The sequence below is a fragment of the Agromyces sp. H17E-10 genome, assembly GCF_022919715.1.
In the GTDB taxonomy this organism is placed as follows: Bacteria; Actinomycetota; Actinomycetes; order Actinomycetales; family Microbacteriaceae; genus Agromyces.
In genome coordinates, this window is the sequence record NZ_CP095042.1 from 1,012,424 (window position 1) to 1,033,517 (window position 21,094).

The window sequence follows — 21,094 nt, forward strand, 5'->3', positions numbered from 1 at the left end:
AGGATGCCGCGGGCGCGCGTCAGCCGACCGACCGCGCCGCGCCGCCGTCGGTGCGCGGGGTCAGCTTGATGACGGGGATCTCCCGATCGGTGACCTGCTCGTACTTCGAGAATCCGTGCGCCGCCGCCGTGATCTGCTTCCAGGCGGCGGCGCGCTCCTCCCCGTGCAGCTGCTCGGCCGTGACCTCGATGCGTCGGCCGGCGAACTCGATGCGCACCCGGTCGGGATGCTCCGCGATGTTGTAGTACCAGGCCGGGTTGCGCGCGGCGCCGTTCGCCGAGGCCACGATGTAGCGCGCACCGCCGCCGTTCGCGGGAAACCACCGCACGGGAGTCACGCGCTCGAGACCCGAGCGGCGGCCGATCGTGACGAGCGCGAGCTTCGTGCCGCTCCGGTCGCCCTTGCGGCGGATGCGCTCGGCGAATCGCCGATTGGCCCAGCGCTCGAAGCGATTGCGAGCCGGTTGGTGCGCCCCTCGGGTGCCGTTCGGGGTGTCGAACGCCATGGGGATCGCCTCCCTCTGGTGGCGAGTGCTGCTACCCCTCAATCATCCCGCGGATGGCGGGAACCGGCCAGATTCGATACGTGTCACCAGGCCTCGACTCGCGGCGGCGCGCTTCGCGCACGCGCTCCGCGACGACCGCTACCTCACCGCGCGAGCTCGGCCTCCTCGTCGAGGCGGCCGAGCTTGTAGGGGTTCGCGATCGAGAAGATGCGGGTGATGCGACCGTCCTCGATCTCGAAGCAGATCGCGCCGGCGAGCGACCCGTCGATCTCGCCACGCAGCGCCGGATGCCCGTTGACCCACGTCGGCCGCGCCTCGAACGGCAGCCCGAGCTTCGCGAGGCCGCCGAGCAGGTAGCGTGCGATCTTGTCGGCACCGACGATCGGATGCCGCGCCGCACCCCGCACGAACCCGCCGCCGTCGGCGACCGAGACGACGTCGGGCGCGAGCACGTCCATGAGGCCCTGCAGGTCGCCCGAGTTCACCGCGTGCATGAACCGGGTGATCACGGCTTCCTGCTCGGCCCGGTCGACCGCGATGCGCGGACGGCGGGCCGAGACGTGCTCCTTCGCCCGGTGCGCGATCTGGCGCACCGCGGCCGGCGTCTTGCCCACGGCGTCGGCGATCTCGTCGTATGAGACGTCGAAGACCTCGCGCAGCACGAACACCGCGCGTTCGGTCGGGCCGAGCGTCTCGAGCACCGTGAGCATCGCGATCGACACGTTCTCGGCGAGCTCGACGTCGTCCGCGACATCCGGACTCGTCAGCAGCGGCTCGGGCAGCCACTCGCCCACGTACGACTCGCGGCGCCGGGCCAGCGTGCGCAGGTGGTTGAGTGCCTGACGGGTGACGATGCGCACGAGGTACGCGCGCTCGTCGCGCACCTGGGAGCGGTCGACCGTGCTCCAGCGCAGCCACGCCTCCTGCAGCACGTCCTCGGCGTCGGCCGCCGACCCGAGCATCTCGTACGCGACGGTGAAGAGCAGGCTGCGATGGGTGACGAACGGATCGTCGGTCATGATGCCGAGCCTACGACCTCGGGTGCGGTGGCCTCGGGCGCCGACGCCGCTGCCCGCGTCGCGAGCGGCGGCAGCTCGCACGCGTCGGCGTAGCCCTCCGAGTGGATGCCGAGCGCGACGTTCATGCGCGAGCTCATGTTCATGAACGCGACCTTCGCGGTGAGCTCGATGAGCGCGGCCGGGCCGAGCGCGTCGAGCAGCGCGGCCGACAGTTCGTCGGTCACGGCGGGCGGAGTCTGGCTCATCGCCTCGGCGTACTCCATGACGTCGCGCTCGAGCGGCGTGAACACCGACGATTCGCGCCACACCGGCACCTGCCGGGCCTTCGCCTCGTCGAGCCCCTCGTTGTGCGACTTGTAGTAGTTGAAGTCGAGGCACCAGCTGCAGCCGATGGTCGCGGCGGTCGCCATCACGGCGTAGCTCGCGAGGTTCGCGTCGAGCTCGTCGAGCGCCTCGATCTTGCGGCCGATGCCCATCGACGCCCGCATGAGCGCGGGGTGGTGCGCGAGCACGCCCATCGAGTCGGGCACCCGGCCGATCATGCGCTTGGCGGCCACCTTCACGACACTGCCGAAGACGCCCGTGAGCTCGGTCGGCGGGATGCGGGTCTGCGTGGTCATCGTGTCCTCCTGGGGTCGAGACGGCCGGAGGGTCGGTCCCCGGATCATTCCGTCGACATGAAGACACCGGCCGGCGTGCGCGTGTGACATCCGCATCGAGATTTCTGTTCGGGATGCCGCGGCGGGCGAACGGCGGGCCCGGCGGATTCCCGTTCGAGCTGTTTCAGTTCCGCCTCAATTGAGGCGCAATTGGCATTGGTCACATGGGGAGGTCGCCCGGTCGAGGAGTCGAATCGGTCGAGTAGCGAAGCGTATCGAGGCCGCTCGGGCGGTGGTCTCGATACGGCGCTGCGCGCCTACTCGACCGGCGGCGCCGCCCGATCGAGCACGATCGCCGCCGGGAAGCGTTTGACCACGGCCCGGAACGCCGGCTTCGCGAGGCGCTCGGCCTCGGCGCCGTCGATGATGCGCGGGTGCACGACCTCGACGTCGCGCGCCTTCCAGCGCAGGGTGGCGCCGCCCGCGGCGACGACGTTGCGCGCCCAGTTCGTGTGCGCGCCCCACGGCAGTCCGATCATGACGATCGCGCTGCTGGTCGTCGGCACGACCGCGATCGGCGTCTCGTAGGCGGTGCCGCTCTTGCGACCCCGGTGGCGGATCACCGCCCAGATCGGCATCCACCTGCGTCCGGCGAGCGCGCGCGCCACCGGTTCGGTCGCGTGGACCAGCCCCCTGGGCGGACGCCGGCCCGAGGCATCCTTGCCGGATGACGGAGAATCGGCCGGTCGTGCAGCGGAGAGCATCTCGTTCATACCCAGGGAGACGATCGAGCGCCTGCGATCGTGACAGTGCCGCCGAAGTTCGCGCGCACTTGCCGTCACACCCGGCGCTGGTGGATCGTCGTACTGACATGACCGAATTCGCCGACCTCTGGATCGAGCATCGCCGCGTCGTGCGCGACGTCGCCTACCGGGTGCTCGGCTCGGTCGCCGACGCCGAGGACGTCACGCAGGAGACCTACGTGCGCCTGCTCGCCCGCGGCGACGAACCCCTCGACGACCCGCGCGCGTGGCTCGTCACGGTCGCGTCGCGGTTGTCGATCGATCGGTTGCGGGCGCACGAGCGCTCCCGTCGGGCCTACGTCGGCCCGTGGCTGCCCGAGCCGATCGTCACCGACGAGCGCACCCTGCCGGAGGACCGCGTCACCCTCGACGACTCGGTGCGCATGGCGCTGCTCGTCGTGCTCGAGCAGCTCACACCCGCCGAGCGCACGGCGTTCCTGCTGCACGACGTGTTCGACCTCGGCTTCGACCAGGTCGCCGACGTGCTCGGCGTGAGCCCCGCGAGCGCACGCCAGTCGGCGTCGCGGGCGCGCCGTCGCATCGCGGCGCACGGCGAGGCACGGTTCTCGGTCGATGCCGGCGAGGCCCGGCGACTGGCCGACCGGTTCGCCCGCGCGGCCGCCGACGGCGACCTCGACGGGCTCATCTCGGCGCTCGCGACCGACGCGCGCGGGCACTTCGACTCGAACGGCTTCTACCCGGATGCCTCGACCGAGGTCGTCGTCGGCGCCGACTCGGTCGCACGTCAGCTGCTGCGCGGCGTCGGCGGGCGAGGACTCGACTTCGAGACCGCCGAGGTCAACGCCGCACCGGGCATCGTCGTGCGCCGACGCGGACGCGTCGTCTCGGTGCTCGCGCTCGAGTTCGACGGCGATCGCATCTCGGCGATCCACGGCGTCGGCAACCCGAAGAAGCTCGGGCACCTGCAGTAGACGGCGCACGCCGCGCCGTGCAACTCAGTGTCACCACTGTTCCGGCGGTCCCGCCGCATCCATAGCGTGAGCATCGTTCCACTCCTGTGGGAGGTTGCGATGACGCCGACGAGCGAGATGCCGCTGATCCAGCTGCCCGACCGACGGCGGTTGCGCGCCTACGCGTTCGACCCGATGTCGAGCCGCCTCGGCGGGTCGACCCTCAACCTCGACATCCCGTTCGAGCGCGGGCTTCGTCCCGGGCCGATGGGCCAGCTGATCCAGGTCGTCGACTACGACCCGACCCGCCGTGTGCTCTACCACCCGGTCGACCTCGACCACCCCGCGATCCTCGCCCAGGGCGGGCTCGCCCCGTCGGAGCGCGACCCCCGTTCGCACCAGCAGATCGTGTACGGCGTCGCGATGAGCGTCATCGAGCGCTTCGAGCGGTTCCTCGGGCGGCGCTTCGAGTGGCGCGGCAGCAAGCCCCTGCGACTCGTGCCGCACGCGTTCGAGGGCCGCAACGCGTACTTCGATCCGAAGCGGCGTGCCGTGCTGTTCGGGTACTTCCTCGCCGACGACGAACCCGGTGCGAATCTGCCGCGCCAGCTCGTGTTCACGTGCCTCTCGACCGACATCATCGCCCACGAGGTCACGCACGCCCTCGTCGACCGGCTGCGCGAGTACTTCACCGAGGCGACGAACCCCGACGTCTTCGCATGGCACGAGGCGTTCGCCGACCTCGTCGCCCTGTTCCACCACTTCGCGTTCGCCGACATCGTCGCCGGTGCGGTGGCGTCGTCGCAGGCGGACCTCCGATCGGCCGACGCCCTCCTCGACCTCGCGAAGGAGTTCGGTGCGACCACCGCGCGCGGCAAGGCCCTGCGCAGCGCGCTCGACTCGAAGCGCACCCCGGCCGCGTTCGCCGCCGCGGTCGAGCCGCACGAACGCGGCGCGTTCTTCGTCACCGCCGTGTTCGAGGCGTTCCTCGACGTGTACCGGTCGAGCACCGCCGACCTCCGGCGCATCGCGAGCGGAGGCACAGGCGTGCTCCCGCCCGGCGCCCTGCACCCCGACCTCGTCAACCGGGTCGCCGTCGAAGCGGTGCGCAACGCCGACCGCCTGCTCGGCATGGTCGTGCGGGCGTTCGAGTACCTGCCCGTCGTCGACGTCACCTTCGGCGACGTCGTGCGGGCGATCGTCACCGCCGACCGCGCCCTCTACCCGGGCGACGCGATGCGGCTCCGGGCTACGCTCGTCGAGTCGCTGCGGCAGCGGGGCATCTACCCCGACTCGGTCGCCTCCCTCGCCGACGAGGCGCTCGCGTGGCCGGATCCGCCGATCCCGCTGACGCTCGAGGACGGCCCGCTCGTGCAGCTCGAGACCCTCGTGGTGACGACGACCCTCGACCTCGATGTGCACGGCACCTCCGCCGACGTGCCGTGGGGGCGCATCGCGACCTCGCTCGAGGCGTGGGGCGCGGCGAACGCCGACGCGCTCGGACTCGACCCCGGGCACGACGTCGACATGATGGGCGCGCACGTCTCGTACCTGTCGGCCGCCGACCGGCAGCCACGGCCGATCTTCGTCATCCAGTTCGTGCAGCGGCGCGACGACCTCGAAGCGACCGTCGACACGAACGGGATGCCACTCCGGGCGGCCTGCACCGTCATCGCCCGCGTCGACGGGGTGGTCGAGGCGATCGTGACGAAGCCGCTCCCGCGGTCGAGCCCATTGCCCGAGGACGAGCCCCTCCGCGGGTTCGCTGAGCAGCAGCACGAGGTCGGCACCCGGCGGCTCGCCCGCATGCTCGACTTCGCCGACGGCATCGTCGACGACGACCCACTCGCCGCGTGGCTGCCGAACGCCGCCCTCCGCATCGACTTCGCCCACCTGCATCTCGCGGCGGATGCGGCATCCGAACCCGAGAACGAGCCGGAGCCGTCGCCCGCCAACGGCCCGGCACCCACCACGGAGCAGGCTCATGAGCACGCATGACACCACGGTCAGCGTGAGGATGTACAACGTCGGGTTCGGCGATGCCTTCCTCATCACCGTCGACGACGACGACACCGCCTGGCGCATGCTCGTCGACTGCGGTGTGCACTCGCACGGGCGGTTCAAGGTCGACGGTCGGTCACGCGAGATCGGCGAGACGGTCTCGACGATCGTCTCCGACCTGCGCTCGGCGTCGACCAACGGCGATCCGCCCCGTCTCGACGTGGTCGTCGCGACTCACCGCCACACCGACCACGTGAGCGGCTTCGCCGACGCCGAATGGGACGCGGTCGAGGTCGGCGAGGTGTGGGTGTCGTTCGTCGAAGACCCCGACGACACCGACGCGGTCGCGCTGCGCACCGGTCAGGTCGAGAGTGCGGAGGCGATCCACGCCGCCGCGCGCACCCTCGCGGCGAGCGATCGGCCGGGCCGTGACTCGCACCGGCGCGCACTCGCGGAGGCGCTCGCGCTGAACTCGATGTTCGACGGACCCAATCGCAAGGCGATGTCGCGCCTGCTCAGCGCCGGTGATGGTCGGTTCGCCGGCGACCCGAGGGTCCGGTTCCTCCCCGACCTCGAGCCCGATCGCAACCGCATCGCGACGTCGGTGGCGGGCGCGTCCGTCACCGTGCTGGGTCCGTCGCGCGACCCGGCCGACCTCAAGCGGATGGATCCGCCGAAGAAGGACCACTGGATCGCGTACGCCGACGCCCTCGACCCCGAGAAGCCCCATGCGCCGCTTCCGCTCTTCGCCCCGTCGTTCGCGGTCGAGGCGGGCGCGATCACGGCCGGTCTGTCGGACGACCCGACGCTCGCGGCCCTGCTCGAGGTCGCGGATGACGCCGACCTCGACGAGCTCGGCTCGGAGCTCGATCCGCTGCTCGCCGCCGCCGCCGTGCTCGAGCGAGCGGTCAACAACACGAGCGTGTTCTTCGTGCTCGACGTGCACGGGCATCGGCTGCTGTTCGTGGGCGACTCGCAGGAGGGCGCCTGGCGGCACGTGCTCGACGACCCCGCCGCCCGAACGCACCTCGACGGGCTGATCTTCTACAAGATCGGGCACCACGGCTCCCACAATGCGACGCCCCGGCGGTTCGTCGACGAGGTGCTCGCGCACCAGCCCGTCTACGCGATGCTGCCGTGGGGGTCGGTGCCCGAGTGGGACGACACCATTCCCGAACCGCACCTCATCTCGGCGCTCGGCGACACGGCGGCGAAGATCGTGCGGGCCGACGCGCTCATCGACGACCCCATCGTGACCCAGGACCCCGAGAAGCGGTGGACCCAGATCACGTTCACGATCCCGGAGCCGTGAGGGCGCCGGCAGCATCCGCCGCCTTCGGCGCCTTGAGCGCCTTGGGCGCCTCGGGCGCCTCGGGCGCCGCGATCTCCCGGGGTGTCAGCCAGTCGGTGTCGCCCCACGTCACGCCGGGCCCGAACTCCGGCAGGTCGCGACCGCCGCCGTCGCGGCGCAGCCGCACGCTCTCGTGCACGACGGCGGATGCCGGGACGCGGCGATGCGCCACCCCGAGCAGCCGCCACCAGCCGCTCATGGCTCCCACGCCGCCCTGCACGTCGCCGGCCTCGACGCGGCAACTGCGCTCGTAGCGGTTGCGCCCGCGCGCGGCGAGCAGGATGCCGTCGTCGATCGCCCCGTCGACGACCCACTTGAGCGAGATGCGGCTGAGGCGATCGTCGGGGAAGCCGCCGCCGACGTCGGTGTGCACGCCCGTGAACCACATCTCCTCGAGCCGTGGCCGGGGCGCCTCGGGGTCGGGCGTGACCGGTGCAGGCAGGAACGGGCGCCGCCACTCGTGGATCGACAGCGCGTGACGCACGTGGTCGGCCATGCCGAGCTTGTTCGTGTCGCGCCAGTGCACCTCCCACCGCAGCATCCCGACCGATTTCACCGTGTCCCACAGGCCGAGGTAGGCGATCGGCGGCGTCGTGCGGCCCTCGTCGTCGACCGGCCGGCCGAACAGCTCGGCGGTCTTGTGGGCGTCGCCCCAGAAGGCCGCCTCCTGCGCGTCGTCCGCGGCGGCCGCCGGGCGTCGCCGCCGGTCGTCGTGGCGACGGGTGTAGGTGGCGACCACGTATTCGACGAGGTTCTCCGAGCCGGGGCGCACGAGGCCGACGTTCCTGAGCATGCCGGCGAGCGCCCGTGCGGTGTAGGCGCCGCGGCTGAAGCCGAAGAGGTAGATGCGATCGCCCGGCACCCAGTTGTTCGCGAGCCACAGGTACGCCTCACCGAGGTTGCGCCGGATCCCCGTTCCGAACGCGAGCCCGAACAGCTTCGACAGGGCACGGGCCGCCGGCGACCAGGCGCCCGCGGCGGCCTGCGTGCCGAGGCCGGGGTCGTAATAGGCGACCTGCTTCGCCGGATCGGAGAGGTCGAGCATCGAGTAGAGCAGCACGACGTTCGAGTTCCTCGTCGCCCGGACCTGCGCGCCGGTGCCGTCGAAGCACATGACGATGTTCTTCACGATCGCTCCCCCTCCGCCATCGCCTGGGGCTCGGGCCGAGCCCGTCACGGTGCGAACGCTACGCCGACGGCGACGGGCGCTCCTCAGCGCTGACACTGAGTTCCGCGGCGGCGCGTTCGGGCCGTTCGACCTCCGCCCTCGAGCAGGACCATTCGACCGACACCCTCGCATTCGGACGTGAATGTCGGATGCTCCTGTCCAAGCGTCGCACTCGACGACCGAGAGCCTCACGGCGCCTCGACCGGCTCGACGACCGGTTACGACGCGCGCTCGGTGAGCGGCAGCGCGTCGCCGAGGATCGGCGCGAGCGCCGAGCGGGCCGGGCCGAGGTGGCGGCCGAGCTCGGGTCGTCCGTACCGGATCGGCACCGGCGCCGTGCCCTTCGCGGGATACATCTCGAACTCGTCGCGCAGCGTGCCGAGGAAGTGCGGGCCGAGCGCCGGGGCGGCGCCGGCGATGACGACCTCCTGCGGGTCGAGCAGCGCCGCCATGATGCGCAGCGCCCGTGAGAGCGCGCGGGCTCCGAACGCCATGCGCTCGCGCGACTCGGCGGTCGACGCGAGCAGGCTCGTGTCGTGCTCGTCGAGCTCGTCGGTGTAGGCGTCGCCGAGCATCGCGCTCATGGAGGCCGCCGACTCGAGGCATCCCGACAGACCGCACCGGCAGATCGCCCGGCTGCCCTCGAAGACGACGCGCACGTGACCTATCTCACCCGCACGGCCGGTCGCGCCGGCCATGAGCGCGCCGCCGTTGGTGACCGCGGCGCCGACACCCTCGCCGAGGTGCACGACGAGCCGGACCGCGCCGTCGGCGGCGTCGGCCGCCTCGGTGAGCGCCTCGGCGTCGACGTCGTTGACGACCGAGGTCGGCACGCCGATCGCCTCCTCGAGGATGCTCGCGACGGGCACGGCGTACCAGTCGAGCTGCACGCTGTCCACGACGACGCCGTCGTTCGTGACGCCGGGCACCTGCACGCACGCGGCGAGCAGGCGCGACTCGACGCCGTCGGCGAGCGCGCGCACCGCATCGACGACGGCCGAGGTCTCGACCTTGCCCGTGAGCTCGACCCGGCTGTTCGCCACCGTGCGACCGGCGAGGTCGACGAGCGCGGCGTCGATCGCACGGGTGCGCACGACCGCGACCGCGATGAGGTGCGTGCTCGTGTCGATCGCGAGGCTCGTCGCCCGCTTGCCGCCCGTGCTCTCGGCCTGGCCGGTCTCGGTGACGAGGCCCAGCTCGATGAGCTCGGCGACGAGCGACGAGGCGGTCGCCGAGGTGAGGCCGGTCTGCCGGGCGATGACCGCCCGCGTGACCGGGGCGGGTTCGCGGGCGATGAGGCTCAACGCGCGCAGCAGGTTCTCACGACGGATCGCCGTCTGTGCGTCGACGACGCCCGTGCTCGCGAACCGACGCTGGAGGTCGTGCTTGCGCTGCGGGGTCACGGTGCTCACGGTCATGGTCTCCTCGATCGGGCGAAGCGGTCGCGGGCGGTGGAACAGCCGGCCCGCGAGCGATCACGGGCCGTCCGGCGTGCGGCCCACGACGCGGTCTCGGGTCGCGCTACCGGGCTCGAGAACATCTTGCCCCTTGACGCCTCGACCGCGAATCGCCTAGGTTCGTACCAACTTAGTTTACTAAGTCAACAAAGTGGGCCTGATGCACGGGAATCCGACTCCCGTCGCGCGAGTCCCGCGGTCGGGGATTGGCCGCGGGACTCCGGCTCCGTCTGCGCGCCCTACCGCGACCTCCGCCGTGCTGCGCGCCGACGCCCGGGCGGCGCAGCGAGCGGCATCCGGGTTCGAACGGCGTCGCCGACCGACGCCGAACAGACAGTGTCGTCGAGAAATTGGAGGCAATGATGCAATCGATTCGCAAGACGTTGATGGCCACGGCGGGAGTCTGCGCCGTGGCCCTGGCCGGGGTGCTGATGCCGCTCCCGGCCGCCGCCGCGCCACCCGCCGGCGAGCTGCCCACCGTGAGCCCGACCCCGCAGTCGATCGACCGGGCCAGCTCCGACCTGAACGTGCCGGGGCGCGTCGAGGTCGTCGTCGACGACGGCACGGATGCCGCGGCCCTCGCCGCCCTGCGCGAGACGCTCACCGCCCACGGCGTCGACCGCATCGACGAGCGTGCGAAGCGCAGCGGCACCGCCCCGCTCACGATCGAGCTGGGCGCGACGACGCGCGCCGACATCGCGGCGGCGCTCGCCGGCACCGAGGTGCCCGAGCATGCGGAGGGCTACGCGATCCGCGCCGACCGTTCGAGCGGCCCCCTCGGCACCGTCGCCCTCGGCGGCGTCGACGCGGCCGGCCAGTTCTACGCGGTGAAGACGCTCGAGCAGCTCTTCGTACCGAAGGACGACGGCGGCTACCGCATCGCCGGCGCCTCGGTCAGCGACTTCCCGTCGATGCCGCTGCGCGGCACGATCGAGGGCTTCTACGGCAACCCGTGGACCCACGAGGAGCGCCTCGACCAGCTCGAGTTCTACGGCGACGTGAAGGCGAACACCTACATCTACGCGCCGAAGGACGACCCGTACCACCGCGACAAGTGGCGCGACCCGTACCCCGCCGACAAGCTCGCCGAGCTCGGCGACCTCGTGCAGACGGCGACCGACAACCACGTGCGGTTCACGTTCGCCCTCTCCCCCGGCAACACGGTCTGCTACTCCAGCGACGGCGACTACCAGGCGCTGACCGGCAAGATGCAGCAGATGTACGACCTCGGGGTGCGCGCGTTCAACATCCCGCTCGACGACATCAACCTCGGCAGCTGGCACTGCGACGCCGACCGCACCGCGTTCGGCGCACCGAGCGCCCGCACGGCCGGCATCGCGCAGGCCACCTTCCTCGACCGGGTGCAGAAGGAGTTCATCGAGACCCACGAGGGTGCCTACCCGCTGCAGATGGTGCCGACCGAGTACTACAACACGACCGACTCGGGCTACAAGACCGCGCTGCGCGGCATGGACGAGGACGTCGTCGTGATGTGGACCGGCGAGGGCGTCGTGCCCCAGGAGGTCACGGTCGACCAGGCGAAGAAGGCCGCGACCGTGTTCGGCGGCCCGACCTTCCTGTGGGACAACTACCCCGTGAACGACTACGGGCAGACCTCGGGCCGGCTGCTGCTCGCGCCCTACGACAAGCGCGAGGCCGGCCTCGGCGAGTACCTCGCCGGCATCGTCTCGAACCCGATGAACCAGGCCGCCGCGAGCAAGATCGCGATCTTCGGCGTCGCCGACTTCACGTGGAACGACGAGGCGTACGACGCCGAGCACAACTGGGACCAGGCGCTGCGATTCATCGCGAACGGGGATGCCGCGACGGCCGCTTCGCTGCGCGTCTTCGCCGACCTGAACCACCTCGCGCCGAGCTTCGGTGCGCCGTGGCAGCCGCAGTCGCCCGAGCTGAACGCGCGCATCGCGGCGTTCTGGGAGAGCTGGGACGCGGGCGACAAGGCCGGTGCCGTCGCCGGACTGCGTTCGTACGCCGTCGCCATCGCCGACGCACCCGACGCGATCCGCAGCGGGCCGACCGACCCGGCGTTCCTCTCGGACGCGAGCCCCTGGCTCGACGCGACGAAGCTCTGGGGCGACGCGACCGTCGAACTGCTCGACGCCGTGCAGGCGCGCATCGACGGCGACCAGGCGTCGTCCGACTCGCTCGCCGCCTCGGCGAAGGCCACGGCGGCCCAGGCCGCGGCCGTCGTGGTCGACCCGGCCGACAACACATGGGGCAAGGCCAAGGTGCGCATCGCCGACGGCGTGCTCGACGTGTTCCACGGCCGCATCGGGTTCACGCTCGCGATGTGGGACGCCGGCGACGTCGTCAACGTCGCCCCGAAGGGCACGGCGACCGCGTCGAGCGTCGAGGTGCCGCAATTCGGCGTGGCGAACGTCAACGACGACAAGGCGACGACCCGCTGGGCGTCGGGCTACAGCGACGACTCGTGGGTGCAGGTGAAGCTCGCCGAACCGACGGTCGTGCGCGGCATCACCCTCAACTGGGAGTCGGCCTGCGCGAATGCGTACGAGCTGCAGACCTCGAACGACGGGGTGACCTGGACGACGATCCGCACGGTGAACGACTCGACCTGCGGGCTCGACCTCTTCACGTTCGACGAGGCCGCCCCGGTGCAGTACGTGCGCATGCAGGGCATCGACCGCAAGACCACGTGGGGCTACTCGATCTGGGAGTTCGGCATCTACGCGGCGAAGTGAGGCCGCTCTGACCGGTGCCCTCCCACTCCTCTACGGGTGGGAGGGCACTCCGCTGCGCGGGTGTCGCACATTCCTGCGCTCCGCGACTCCTCGGGATGCCGCGGCCGTCTCGGGGCTCGGGTTCCTCGTTCGGGCTGTGCAAGTTCCGCCTCACGATGAGGCGGAACTTGCACAGCCGTGACGACGATCGTCTCCTAGTGCTCACCCGCACCGTCGAGCACGGCGCGCAGACGCGCGCGGCACTCGGCGACGAACTCGGGGAACGTCTCCCAGTAGTACGCGATGCCCGAGACAGCGACGCCGATCGCCCATGCGCGAGCGCGCAGCCAGGTCGCTTCGTCGAGCTCCACCGCCGCGAAGTACGCGTCACGGGCTGGGGCGGGCAGGTCCCACACGGGCGCGTGCTCGGCGTCGGGCGCACCGACCGAGAGCGCGCCGAAGTCGATCACGGCGAGCAGCCGGCCGTCGCGCACGAGCAGGTTGCCCGGTCGCAGGTCGCCGTGCAGCCACACCGGGCCGGCGGTCGAGTCGGGCATGGCGACGGCCTCGCGCCACCAGCGCTCGAGCGTGTCGACGTCGAGGTCGTCCCCCACGAGTGGACGACACTCGTCGAAGTAGCCGCCGATCCACCGGTCGGCGTCGCCCAGGCTGCCGCCGCGGTACCAGCTGAGGTCACCGTCACGCGTCGCACCCATGAGGTCGATCGCGTGCAGCTCGCGCACGAACCCCGCGAGGTCGGCGCCGAACTCCGCCCAGTCCGAGACGTTGCCGGCATCGGGCACGGCGCCGTCGATCCAGCGCACGACCGCCCACTCCGCCGGATACTCCGGAGTCGGCGACCCCGCGAACTCGGGAGTCGGCACGCGCAGCGACAGTCTGGGCGCGAGCCGAGGCACCCACTCCCGTTCCTTGCGCAATGAGCCCGCGGTGTCCTTCGTACGCGGCATCCGCGCCAGCAGCTCGTCGCCGAGGCGGAACATGCGGTTGTCGGTGCCGCCGCCCGCCTCGACGATCGGCAGGTCGGCCCACACGGGACGCTGCCGGCGCAGGAGGTCGGCCACGAGCGCCGCATCGATGTCGAGCTCGTCGTCGTGCAGCGGCATCCGCCCATTCTGCCCTGCGCGCGGCGGCAGTCAGCGTCGCGGCGAGTACCTTGCCTGGATGATGCCCGTGTCGGTGCGGCGCACGTCGAGCAGTTCGAGACCGATGGGATGCGGCGAGCGGAGCCGCTCCTCGGCCTGCCCCACGATGAACGGATGGATGCCGGCCTGCACCTCGTCGACGAGGCCGGCATCGACGAGCGCCGCAGCGACGCCGCCGTAGCCGTGCGAGATGATCGAGTCGTATTGGTCGAGCAGTCCGCGTGTGTAGTCGGCGAGGTCGCCCTCGATGAGGGTGCAGTTCCAGTCGAGCGGCCCGCTCAGCGTCGTCGACGCGACGTACTTCGGCAGCGCGTTGTAGTGCGCGGCGAAGCCGCGGTCGTCGGTCTGCGCGGGCCAGTACTCGCGGAAGAACTCGTAGCTCCTGCGGCCGAGCAGCACGGCGTCGGCGCCGAACACGAGTTCGTCGCTCGCCCGCTGCAGCCCGGGATCGTTCTCGTCGAACCAGTACTCCATCTGGTCGAACACCCCGTCGAGCGTCATTTCGAAAGAGATCGTCACGTTGCCCATCGCCCCAGCCTCCCCTGCCCGCCGCGCGAAGTCACGGACGAATGGCACGGGCCCGACGGCTCCGGGCCGACCCGTCGAATGGACGCCGCGGCGATAGAGTCCCGGCAGACGCCTCGCTCGGCGAATCGGATCGTCACGGAACGAATTCCGGCCGAGCCGTCACATTCGGGCGGGGCATCCGGTCTCAGTCAGTGGGGACGACCGTCGTCCCACCATCGAAGACGGGAGCACGCATGCGAGCGGACCTCGACGACGCGTTGACCGCGTTCGAAGCCGTGCGCGGACGCCTGTTCGGCATCGCCTACCGCATGCTCGGCAGCGCGAGCGAGGCCGAGGACATCGTGCAGGACGCGTGGCTGCGCTGGCAGGGCACCGATCGCACGGTCGTCGACGACCCGCCCGCGTTCCTCGCCACCACGACGACCCGGCTCGCGATCAACGCGCTGCAGTCGGCCCGCGCCCGTCGCGAGACCTACGTCGGCCCGTGGCTGCCCGAACCCGTCGACACGAGCGCCGACCCCACCCTCGGGGCCGAGCGCGCCGAGGCGCTCGGCTTCGCCGTGCTCGTCATGCTCGAGAAGCTCACCGCCACCGAGCGGGCCGCATACGTGCTGCGCGAGGCGTTCGCCTACCCGTACGACCAGATCAGCGAGATCGTGCAGGTCTCCGAGGCGGCGGCGCGCCAGCTGGTCAGCCGCGCCCGGAAGCACCTCACGGGCGAGCGCCGACGCGAGGTGCCGCCGTCGGAACAGCGACGCCTGCTGACCGCGTTCCTCGCGGCGGCGAAGACGGGCGACCTCGTCGCCCTCGAACGGCTGCTCGCCGATGATGTGGTGTCGTACTCCGACGGCGGCGGCGTCGTGCGCGCGTCGAAGTTCCCGGTCGTCGGGCGCGAGCGCGTCGCGAAATTCGTGCGGGCGTTCCACACCCACTTCTGGGAGGGCGTCGAGATCGTCGAGGCCGACACCAACGGCCAGCCGTCGGTGCTGCTCTCGAAGGAGGGAGCCACGTTCGCCGTGCTCACGATCGTCACGAGCCGCGACGGCATCGACCAGGTGCTCTGGATGATGAACCCGCACAAGCTCGGCGCGGTGACTGCCCGTGTCGCCTCGTGACCCGGTCGAGCGGCTGCTCGCGGCGCTTCGCTCGGGCGACGAGGTCGCGCTCGCGAGCTGCCTGCACCGTGACGTGCGACTCGTCGTCGACACCGGCGACGAGACCGGCTGCGCGATGCGTGGGCGAACCTCCGTCATGCGCGAACTGCGCCGGCGGCTGACGAGCGGGGCGGATGCCTCGGTGCAGGCGTCGACCGTGAACGGCGGGCCCGGCCTCATCGTGCGGGGCGACGACGACGTGGTCGTCGCCGCACTCGCTGTCGACACCGGCCCTGACGCCGACGACGTGATCGACGCGCTCTGGCTCTCGGTCGCCCCGGCGAAGCTCGCCCACTGGAACCGGCACACGCCGAGCGACCGCTGACGCGTCCGAGATCGGGATCGGGTGGATTCGCCCGATCCCGTCACAACTCAGGCGACCACCCGGTCAGAGCTGGGTGAAGGCAGCGGATCGGCCGCCGCCCGGGACGGAAGGCACCAGACATGAAGATCGTCGTCATCGGAGGAACCGGCCTGATCGGCTCGAAGGTCGTCGAGCTCCTCGCCGAGCACGGCCACGAGGCCGTCGCCGCCTCCCCCGGCTCGGGCGTGAACACCATCACGGGCGAGGGCGTCGCCGAGGCACTCGCCGGGGCCGACGTCGTCGTCGACGTGTCGAACTCGCCGTCGTTCGCCGACGACGACGTGCTCGCGTTCTTCACGACCTCCACGAACAACCTGATCGCCGCCGAACGCGAAGCGGGCGTCGGACACCACGTGGCGCTCTCGATCGTCGGCGCCGAGCGACTGCCGAGCAGCGGCTACCTGCGCGCGAAGGTCGCACAGGAGCGGCTCATCGAGGAGTCGGGCGTGCCCTACTCGATCGTGCGCGCCACCCAGTTCTTCGAGTTCGCCGGCCGCATCGCCGACGAAGCGACCGTCGACGGCGTCGCCACCCTGTCGACCGGCTTGATGCAGCCGATCGCCGCAGCCGACGTCTCGGCCGCGGTCGCTCGCGTCGCCGCTGGTGCTCCGCTCGACGGCACCCTCGAGATCGGCGGGCCCGAGCGGCTCGGGCAGGACGAGTTCATCCGCCGCGGCCTCGCGGCGAAGGGCGACCCGCGCACCGTCGTCGGCGACCCCGAGGCACCGTACTTCGGCACCAAGCTGCGCGGCACCGAGCTCGTGCCCGAGAGCGCCGGCGCGCAGCTGTCGACCCAGACGTTCGGCGAGTGGCTCGCCGCACAGTCGGCACCGGCGGCGAAGTAGTCGCCATGCGCATCGCAGTGATCGGCGGCACCGGTCTCATCGGCACCCGCCTCGTCGCCCGGCTCCGTGCCGCCGGGCACGACGTCGTCGCAGCCTCGCGCGCGACGGGGGTGAACTCCTACACCGGCGAGGGCCTCGCCGAAGCCCTCGCCGGTGCGGAGACGCTCGTCGACGTGTCGAACTCGGACTACCTCGACGAAGCCGCCGCGAACGACTTCTTCTACGGGTCGACGCTCAACCTGCTGACGTATGGCGCGGCCGCCGGCGTCGCCCACCACGTGGCGCTCTCGGTCGTCGGCACCGACCGGCTGGCTCGCACCGAGGGCGGGTACTTCGCCGCGAAGGCCGCCCAGGAACGACTGATCCGCCAGTCGGGCCGGCCGTACTCGATCGTGCACGCCACCCAGTTCTTCGAGTTCATCGCGAACATCGCCGACGCGGGCAGCGACCACGACGTCGTGCGGCTCTCCCGGGCGCTGTTCCAGCCGATGGCCGCCGAGGACGTGGCTGCCGCGGTGGCCTCGGTGGCCGTCGGCCCGCCGCTCGGGCGGATGGTGGAGTTCGCGGGGCCCGAGCAGTTCCACCTCGAGCAACTCGTGCGCCGGCACCTGCGCGAACGCAGCGACCTGCGCGACGTGAAGGTCGACCCGCTCGCGCGGTACTTCGGCACGAACCTCGAGGAGCGCGAGCTGCTGCCGGGCCCCGACGCCACGCTCGCCACGACGCGCTACGACGACTGGTTCCGCGCCGGCGGCATGCCGAACGTCGCACTCGAGGGCGTCGGCTGAACGAAGCGTCCTGATCGGGGTGGTGGCGCGGGATTCGTCCGTCATGCGCTAGCGTGCCGTCCACGTGGAGGCGTATGCCACGCGCGACCGGCAACCCTACGAAGCCGGATCCTCCACCCGGACGGAGAACACGATGACGTCAGCCAGCCGATCCGACGAGGGGCATGCGCCGACGCCACCGCCACCGCATCCGGCACTGCTCGTCATCATTCCGATCGGTCTGGGCCTCGCGGGGTGGATGGCCGCCGGACTGTACGCGAGTTCCCTCATCGTCGTTCTGTTCGGCAACCTCGCCGGGGTCGTCATCGTCGTCGGGGTGCTGGCTGCGAGCATCACCGGGTTCTTCTTCGCACTGCGCGCGGTCGACCGTCGACGACATCTCCTTGCAGCCGTCCTGCTCGCGCTCGTTCCGGTCGCCGGCATCGCGATCGCCGTCCGGTCCAGCGGAGAGATTCCGCTGGACCGGGTGCTCGGCCTCCCCGCCGAGGCGGTCATCGGAGTCGCCACCGGCGCACTGTCGATGCTCGCGCTGCCGCGCTGGTGGCGCCTCGCCGGGGCGATCTGCGCCGTCGCGATCGCCGTGCCACTGGTCGTGCCGATCGTCACCGACGTGCAGCAGCAGGCCGCCGAAGCGCAGGAACGCGAGGCGGCGTTGCGCGAACAGCTCTTCCAGTCGCTCGTCGATCCGATCAGCACCGACCTCGGCGGCACCACTGCCGAGCTCACGTCGTCGTCGAACGACGCCGCAGGCGTCACCGTCGATCGCAACGGGCACGAACTCTCGATCACGACCACGCCGACCGGCAACCCCGGCACTGCCGACCCCGACGGGTTCGCCTGCTGGCGCGTCGTCGGCGGCGGAGGTCAGGGCTTCGAGGGCGACGAGACCATGGCCGACTTCGCAGGTCGTTGCGAGATCATCGACGGCGGGTGGGCGACGACGGATCGCCTCGTCGCGGGGACGCGCCTCGACGACGACCGGTGGGTCGAGGTCCGCGCCGGTTCCGGCGCCACCGCGGAAGACGTGGCAGCCGTCTTCGGATCGCTCGTGGAACTGCCCGAATCGGAGTTGCGCGCTTGGCACGAGGCCGAAGCGGACAAGCACCGCGGCGACGACTGACGGGGATCTCAGCCGAGCGGCGGCGCCGGGGCGAACGCGCGACGAGGGCGAGTCCGACTCATCGGACGCCCCGCGCGTCGGCCCCCTACAGAGCCCCGGTCGCGGGCTTCTCGACGACGCGCCCGCCGCCCTCGAACACGAGCAGGCGATCGGCGAGCTTGTCGACGAAGAACCGGTCGTGCGACACCACGACGACCGCGCCCGGGAAGTGCGTGAGCGCCCGCTCCATGACCTGGGTCGACGTGATGTCGAGGTGGTTGGTCGGCTCGTCGAGCACGATCACCGCAGCGCCAGAGAGCAGGCACTGCGCGATCGCGACGCGCGCCTTCTGACCGCCCGACAGGTTGCCGATCTTCTGCTGCAGGTCGGCGTCGGAGAACTGCAGCATCGCGAGGAACCGCCCGACGCTCTTCTTCGTCGCGGTGAACGCGAGCGAGTCGGGGTAGGCGTTGACGGCGTGGCCCACCGTGTCGGTGAGGTCGAGCTCGGCGTAGACCCGGTTGTACGACACGAACCTGGCGCCCTTCGCCCAGCGCACCGAGCCGGCATCGGCCGCGGCATCCTCGGTCAGCACGTCGAGCAGGGTCGACTTGCCCGAGCCGTTCGAGCCGATGATCGCGACCCGGTCGCCGCGCTGCAGGTCGAACGAGACGCCCTCGAAGAGCGGCGCGCCGCCGAAGCCCTTCGTGAGGCCCGTTACGGTGAGCAGGTCGTTCGAGACCTTGAGCCCGTCGTAGATCGACGTGATGATCTGGTCGATCGGGCGGGGCGCCTGCCGCTTCTTGATGTCGGCGAGCCGGCGGGCGACCGCGTTCGACGGGTTGCGCGCGGCCTCTCGGCGCGCGGACGCGGCGGCCTGCTCGTAGGCGAGCAGCTCCTCTTCGTGGGCGAACTGCTTCTCGAGCATCTTGAGCCGCGACTGCTTGGCGTGCACGTAGGCCGAGTAGTCGCCCTCGTACTCCTGCAGGCGGTAGTTCTCGATCTCGATGATGCGGTCGACGACGCCGTCGAGGAACTGCCGGTCGTGCGAGACGACGAGCACGGCGCCCCCGAACGACTGCAGCCAGTTCTCGATCCACTTGACGCCGTCGAGGTCGAGGAAGTTCGTGGGCTCGTCGAGCAGCAGCACGTCGGGCGCCTGCACGAGGATCTGCGCGAGCGCAGCCCGGTTGCGCCAGCCGCCCGAAAGCCGGTCGACGGGCAGGTTGCGGCGCTCGTCGTCGAAGCCGAGCCGGGTGAGCACGGTGTCGATCGTGGTCTCGTAGGTCCAGCCGCCGATGTGGTCCATGCGCTCGAACAGCTCGCCCTGCTCGGTGAGCAGGCGGGTCATCTCGTCGTCGGGCATCGGTTCGGCGAGCGCGAGCCCGATCTCGTCGAGCCGCGCCTGCGTCTCGTGCACGTCGGCGAAGTGGGCGCTCAGCGTCTGCGCGATGCTCTGCTCGCCGTCGAGCTCGGAGAACTGCGAGAAGTACCCGATCGTCGTGCCGAGCGTGACGTCGCGGGTACCGCCCGACGGCTCGCGCCGGCCGAGCACGACCTCGAGCAGGCTCGACTTGCCCGTGCCGTTCTTGCCGATGAGCGCGACCCGGTCACCCTGCTTGAGCTTGAGGAACGCCTCCTTGAGCACGGTGCGCCCGTCGAACTCGATGCTCACGTCGTTCAGGCGGATCAGGCTCACGGGGGTCCTCGGTTTCGGGGTGCGGTGCGGTTCGCAGGGGTTTCCAGAACGGCGAGACGGATGCCTCGAGCCGGCGCCCCACTCTATCGAGCGCGCCTGCGTGCAGGCCGGGCGTCGGTCGAGGCATCCGCCTCGCTCGCTCTCTCGGTCACGGACGTCGCGTGCGCAGTACCGCGATGCCGACGATCGCGAGCCAGATCACGCTGATGCCGTTGAAGGTCGCGACCGCTCCCCAGCCGTTCGCGGCGTAGAAGTCGTACGAATTGTGGCCGAGGAACATCGACGGCACGCCCGCGACGTGCAGCACCGCGAAGACGAACGAGGACCAGGCGACCCAGCGGGGCAGCGCCCCCGAGCGCAGCACGGCGTACCCGAACGCGACGTTGAACACGAGCAGCAGCAGGTGCGTGATCGCGCCGTAGAGCAGGTAGGTCGGCACGCTGCGGGTGGGGTCGATCCACTCGTCGGCCAGGATCGCACTGCCGCCCTCGAGGCCCTTGGCGACGAGGTCGACGATCGTCCATGCGGCGCCGGTGGTGCCCGCGACGACGGCGAACCACTCGAGCTGCGGCGCGCGCGGAGCGATCAGGAATCGCACGCCGCTCATGAAGACGAGCAGCGAGACGAGCGCGAAGAAGCTGAGCAGCGTGCGCGTGAGGATCAGCCAGTCGGGCATGAGTGCGCCCGTGTCGACACCGCACTCGTCGACGGGGCACGCGGGTACGGCGAAGTAGAGCGGCAGCTCGACGACGGCGAAGATGCCGCCGATGACCGCGGCCCAGCCGATCCAGCGGCGAACGGCGTCGGTGGATTGAATCTGTGTATGGGATGCACTGTTCATGCCATGCACAGTAACGTTAATTGTGTAAGCCGTCTACTATTTCTTTCATGCCGATCACCGACGACGTCGATCTCGAAGCCCTGCCCCCGGACTCGCC

At 71.0% G+C, this 21,094-nt stretch carries 19 protein-coding genes; 9 read left to right on the forward strand and 10 right to left on the reverse strand.

Going from position 1 to position 21,094, the window contains the following annotated elements; genetic code table 11:
* Positions 1-19: 19 nt before the first annotated feature.
* The 4 genes from MUN74_RS04580 to MUN74_RS04595 all read right to left on the reverse strand — a co-directional run bounded on the left by MUN74_RS04580 (position 20) and on the right by MUN74_RS04595 (position 2,761).
* On the reverse strand, positions 20-505 hold the full coding sequence (locus tag MUN74_RS04580) for a nitroreductase/quinone reductase family protein (protein ID WP_244855233.1): 486 nt from the start codon (positions 503-505) through the stop codon (positions 20-22).
* Positions 506-648: 143 nt separating this feature from the next.
* Complete coding sequence (locus tag MUN74_RS04585; RefSeq protein WP_244855234.1) at positions 649-1,524, reverse strand: RNA polymerase sigma-70 factor; 876 nt, start codon at positions 1,522-1,524, stop codon at positions 649-651.
* On the reverse strand, positions 1,521-2,144 hold the full coding sequence (locus tag MUN74_RS04590) for a carboxymuconolactone decarboxylase family protein (RefSeq protein WP_244855235.1): 624 nt from the start codon (positions 2,142-2,144) through the stop codon (positions 1,521-1,523). The genes MUN74_RS04585 and MUN74_RS04590 overlap by 4 nt, the downstream gene beginning before the upstream one ends.
* A gap of 296 nt (positions 2,145-2,440) precedes the next feature.
* Positions 2,441-2,761 (reverse strand): nitroreductase family deazaflavin-dependent oxidoreductase, encoded by a 321-nt coding sequence (locus tag MUN74_RS04595; RefSeq protein WP_244855236.1) that lies wholly within the window; start codon positions 2,759-2,761, stop codon positions 2,441-2,443.
* A gap of 233 nt (positions 2,762-2,994) precedes the next feature.
* Here MUN74_RS04595 and sigJ point away from each other — a divergent pair, with 233 nt between their 5' ends.
* The 3 genes from sigJ to MUN74_RS04610 all read left to right on the forward strand — a co-directional run bounded on the left by sigJ (position 2,995) and on the right by MUN74_RS04610 (position 7,150).
* Entirely contained in the window at positions 2,995-3,858 is an 864-nt protein-coding gene (gene sigJ / locus MUN74_RS04600; protein WP_244855237.1) for an RNA polymerase sigma factor SigJ, read from the forward strand.
* 99 nt (positions 3,859-3,957) lie between these two features.
* The gene (locus MUN74_RS04605) at positions 3,958-5,835 is read left to right on the forward strand and encodes a gluzincin family metallopeptidase (RefSeq protein ID WP_244855238.1); all 1,878 of its coding nucleotides are present in this window, start codon (positions 3,958-3,960) and stop codon (positions 5,833-5,835) included.
* Positions 5,822-7,150, forward strand: a complete 1,329-nt coding sequence (locus tag MUN74_RS04610) for an MBL fold metallo-hydrolase (RefSeq protein WP_244855239.1) — start codon at positions 5,822-5,824, stop codon at positions 7,148-7,150. The genes MUN74_RS04605 and MUN74_RS04610 overlap by 14 nt, the downstream gene beginning before the upstream one ends.
* On the opposite strand, the gene MUN74_RS04615 is transcribed toward MUN74_RS04610, so the two are convergent.
* Together MUN74_RS04615 and MUN74_RS04620 are read right to left on the reverse strand one after the other, a co-directional pair.
* Positions 7,131-8,318, reverse strand: a complete 1,188-nt coding sequence (locus MUN74_RS04615) for a T6SS phospholipase effector Tle1-like catalytic domain-containing protein (protein ID WP_244855240.1) — start codon at positions 8,316-8,318, stop codon at positions 7,131-7,133. The two genes, MUN74_RS04610 and MUN74_RS04615, sit on opposite strands and share 20 nt — an antisense overlap.
* Positions 8,319-8,575: 257 nt before the next feature.
* A complete protein-coding gene (locus tag MUN74_RS04620; protein WP_244855241.1) occupies positions 8,576-9,769 on the reverse strand; it encodes an ROK family transcriptional regulator in 1,194 nt (397 codons plus the stop codon).
* Between the two features lie 404 nt (positions 9,770-10,173).
* Here MUN74_RS04620 and MUN74_RS04625 point away from each other — a divergent pair, with 404 nt between their 5' ends.
* Positions 10,174-12,537: a glycoside hydrolase family 84 protein gene (locus tag MUN74_RS04625; RefSeq protein WP_244855242.1), complete on the forward strand. Its 2,364-nt coding sequence runs from the start codon at positions 10,174-10,176 to the stop codon at positions 12,535-12,537.
* A 194-nt stretch (positions 12,538-12,731) separates the two neighbouring features.
* Here MUN74_RS04625 and MUN74_RS04630 read toward each other — a convergent pair whose 3' ends face one another.
* Entirely contained in the window at positions 12,732-13,640 is a 909-nt protein-coding gene (locus MUN74_RS04630) for an aminoglycoside phosphotransferase family protein (protein WP_244855243.1), read from the reverse strand.
* A 30-nt stretch (positions 13,641-13,670) separates the two neighbouring features.
* Positions 13,671-14,207, reverse strand: a complete 537-nt coding sequence (locus MUN74_RS04635; protein ID WP_255820934.1) for a dihydrofolate reductase family protein — start codon at positions 14,205-14,207, stop codon at positions 13,671-13,673.
* 233 nt (positions 14,208-14,440) lie between these two features.
* Here MUN74_RS04635 and MUN74_RS04640 point away from each other — a divergent pair, with 233 nt between their 5' ends.
* The 5 genes from MUN74_RS04640 (at position 14,441) to MUN74_RS04660 (ending at position 18,478) form a co-directional block, all read left to right on the forward strand.
* A complete protein-coding gene (locus MUN74_RS04640) occupies positions 14,441-15,322 on the forward strand; it encodes an RNA polymerase sigma-70 factor (protein WP_244855245.1) in 882 nt (293 codons plus the stop codon).
* Complete coding sequence (locus tag MUN74_RS04645) at positions 15,309-15,686, forward strand: sigma-70 family RNA polymerase sigma factor family protein (RefSeq protein ID WP_244855246.1); 378 nt, start codon at positions 15,309-15,311, stop codon at positions 15,684-15,686. Before MUN74_RS04640 ends, MUN74_RS04645 begins: the two co-directional genes overlap by 14 nt.
* A 119-nt stretch (positions 15,687-15,805) precedes the next feature.
* Positions 15,806-16,570 (forward strand): SDR family oxidoreductase, encoded by a 765-nt coding sequence (locus tag MUN74_RS04650; protein WP_244855247.1) that lies wholly within the window; start codon positions 15,806-15,808, stop codon positions 16,568-16,570.
* Positions 16,571-16,575: 5 nt separating this feature from the next.
* Positions 16,576-17,358 carry an SDR family oxidoreductase gene (locus tag MUN74_RS04655; RefSeq protein WP_244855248.1) on the forward strand — a complete coding sequence of 261 codons (783 nt, stop codon included), beginning with the start codon at positions 16,576-16,578 and terminating at the stop codon, positions 17,356-17,358.
* Positions 17,359-17,491: 133 nt separating this feature from the next.
* The gene (locus MUN74_RS04660) at positions 17,492-18,478 is read left to right on the forward strand and encodes a hypothetical protein (RefSeq protein WP_244855249.1); all 987 of its coding nucleotides are present in this window, start codon (positions 17,492-17,494) and stop codon (positions 18,476-18,478) included.
* Between the two features lie 85 nt (positions 18,479-18,563).
* On the opposite strand, the gene MUN74_RS04665 is transcribed toward MUN74_RS04660, so the two are convergent.
* The gene (locus MUN74_RS04665; protein WP_244855250.1) at positions 18,564-20,156 is read right to left on the reverse strand and encodes an ABC-F family ATP-binding cassette domain-containing protein; all 1,593 of its coding nucleotides are present in this window, start codon (positions 20,154-20,156) and stop codon (positions 18,564-18,566) included.
* Positions 20,157-20,304: 148 nt separating this feature from the next.
* Positions 20,305-20,997 (reverse strand): hypothetical protein, encoded by a 693-nt coding sequence (locus MUN74_RS04670; RefSeq protein ID WP_244855251.1) that lies wholly within the window; start codon positions 20,995-20,997, stop codon positions 20,305-20,307.
* Positions 20,998-21,094 lie beyond the last annotated feature (97 nt).